The sequence below is a fragment of the Kitasatospora sp. NPDC023120 genome, from assembly GCF_055560835.1.
Genome location: NZ_JBVHHY010000093.1, coordinates 1 through 2757, shown reverse-complemented (window position 1 = coordinate 2757; position 2757 = coordinate 1). Strand labels below are relative to the sequence as shown.

1 protein-coding gene is annotated in these 2757 nt (G+C 66.7%); it reads left to right on the top strand.

Going from position 1 to position 2757, the window contains the following annotated elements:
* Positions 1-777 precede the first annotated feature (777 nt).
* Positions 778-2547 carry a group II intron reverse transcriptase/maturase gene (gene ltrA / locus ACZ3TI_RS40795; protein ID WP_465735626.1) on the top strand — a complete coding sequence of 590 codons (1770 nt, stop codon included), beginning with the start codon at positions 778-780 and terminating at the stop codon, positions 2545-2547.
* Positions 2548-2757: the final 210 nt, after the last annotated feature.

Here is a 2757-nt window from a genome sequence, read left to right as displayed (position 1 = left end):
CAGAGGGCCTGCGTGAGGAGGTGGCAGCCGTACTCGCCCCGCTGGGGCTGCGGCTGGCACCGGAGAAGACCCGGGTAGTCCACATCGACGAGGGCCTCGACTTCCTCGGTGCGACACGAAGTCGCATGGTTCGAGCGAGCACGCTGATTGGAGGGCTGAGACCGATGACAGCAGCGTAGCTCCGGACAAGTGTTCACAGATCCGTCCCCGCTCTGACGTGCGTTGCTGGTAACGGCAGGGTGCGAAGCTCAGGGAAGACGCCCAAGGGCTCCCGCTCCATCCGGGGGCTACAGGCAAGGGGAAGGCCGGACGGGTGAGCAGACGCGAACTCTCGTTGATGCCTCGACATCGATACCCCCGGAGATGGGATGAACCGCTGGGGGCAGGGCTGGCCGTTGCGAAACGGCAGGCGGCGGCTGGTGACTAGGAGCCAGCCGTGCGAACACCGCCGTCCCGGGGTGCAGAGAGCGCCCACCCCGGCCGGATCTCGGCCATGCGGAACGTGACAACCCCGTCGGGGTCCGGGACATGTCCCGGTAAGCCGACCGTGAGGGAGGACCAACTCCCCGGCGGGAGCAGGACGGTCCAAGAAGCCAATGCCGGTACGCCGAAAGGCGACGGGAAACCGGGACAACATGGCCGCACCCTTCGCGGTCGTCTCGCATAACCGGCCGGACACAGGCAACTGCCTGGCCCGAAAGGGAGCTGACGTGGACCGGGTGAGCCTTTGACGCACCAAAGCTGAAGTACCGGAACCAAAGGACAAGTTGGACACAGATGACGGCATACGCATTCGCTCTCGCGATGGCGGCCCTCGGAGTGAACGGACCGGAGGACGCGGCCCCCGACTGGGACGCCATCAGCTGGCGCACTCACGAGGACCACGTACGGCGACTGAGGCAGAGGATCTTCAAGGCGACGAGGGAAGGGGACCTCAAGAAGGTCCGCAATCTGCAGAAGCTGATGCTGCGGAGCCGAAGCAACACGCTGGTCAGCGTGCGGCAGGTCACGCAGCGCAATGCTGGCCGCAAGACGGCGGGCGTCGACGGAGAGGTCGCCTTGACCTCCCGCGATCGAGGGGAGCTGGCGGAGCGGTTGCACCGCCATGCCTCGCCCCTCGAAGTCCTGCCGGTCAAGCGGGTCTTCATCCCGAAGGCGAACGGGAAACAGCGCCCCCTGGGGATTCCGGTGCTCGCGGACCGCGTGCAGCAAGCACGCGTGAAGAACGCCCTGGAACCCGAGTGGGAGGCCCGGTTCGAGCCGAGGTCCTACGGATTTCGGCCCGGACGGGGCTGCCACGACGCGATCGAGGTCATCTTCAAGACGCTCTGCGGCAACCGCAGCAAGCGCCGATGGATCCTGGACGCGGACCTGGCCGGGGCATTCGACCGGATCGACCACGATCACCTTCTCGACAGTCTCGGAACCTTCCCCGCACGGGGCATGGTCCGTGCCTGGCTGAAGGCCGGCGTGATCGAGTTCGGCGAGTTCACACCGACGGAGGAGGGAACTCCCCAAGGCGGTGTGATCAGCCCCGTGCTGCTGAACGTGGCCCTGCACGGAATGGAGCACGCGGCAGGGGTCCGCTACCGGCCGAGCGTCCGTAGCGACGCTGAGACGGTCAGGGGATGCCCTGTGCTGGTCAGATACGCCGACGATTACGTGGCGATGTGCCACAGCCGTGAACAGGCCGAGCAGGTCAAGGCCAATCTCACGGCGTGGCTGGAGCCGAGGGGGCTCCGCTTCAACGAGGACAAGACACGCATCGTCCACGTTGAGGACGGGTTCTCGTTCCTGGGCTTCGACATCCGCCGCCGAGTCGATCGGCAGGGCAGTGGAAAACTGCTCATCACCCCCAGCAAGGAGTCGGTCAAGCGGCTCCGGAAGCGGCTCACCGCCGACGTGCGTTCCATGCACGGCGCGAACGCGGCCGCGGTGGTGTTCCGGCTCAACCCGGTCGTCCGGGGATGGTCGGCCTACTACCGGAGCGTGGTTTCCGGCCGGGTCTTCACCGGCCTGGACCACCATGTCTGGCACCTCACCTACCGGTGGGCCAGACGCTCGCATCCGAACAAGTCGAGGGGCTGGGTCGCGACCCGGTACTTCGGCGAGTTCCACAAGTCCCGGCAGGACCGGTGGGTATTCGGCGACCGCAACAGCGGCGCCTACCTCACCAAGTTCGCCTGGACGAAGATCGTCCGGCACATCCCGGTCCTCGGCGGAGCATCTCCGGATGACCCCGCCCTGGCCGAGTACCGGACCGAACGGCGGCGCAAGAAGAAGGCCCCGCCCGTGGACGAGCACACCGCCCGGCTTCTGCGAAGCCAAGGCGGACGCTGTCCCGCATGCGGGGAGTTCCTACTGCACGCCGAGCACGAGCCGCGCAGCCCACGCGAGTGGGAACAGTGGTTCATGACCGTCCGGCGAGTGCTGGCCAAACAGCACATCGTCGAACAGGTCGACGGCCAGGACCGGACCTTCTACCGACTCCTCCACGCGCACTGCCGACGGCAGATCCTTGCCGGAAAGACGGTGCACCAGCCATGACGCCGACGCGGAAACCTCGTCGTCCTCGGGGCTTGCTTGAGCCGTGGTGCCTGGAAAGCGGGCACGCCCGGTTCTGAGGGGGCCGGGGTCCAGCAATGGGCCCCGGCTACCCGACGGCACAACATCCGCCGCCAACGGAAGCGAGGCACCACGAAGCACTACGTCTACACCAAGCCATCCAAGAAGGCCATCGCGTCGATCAAGGACAAG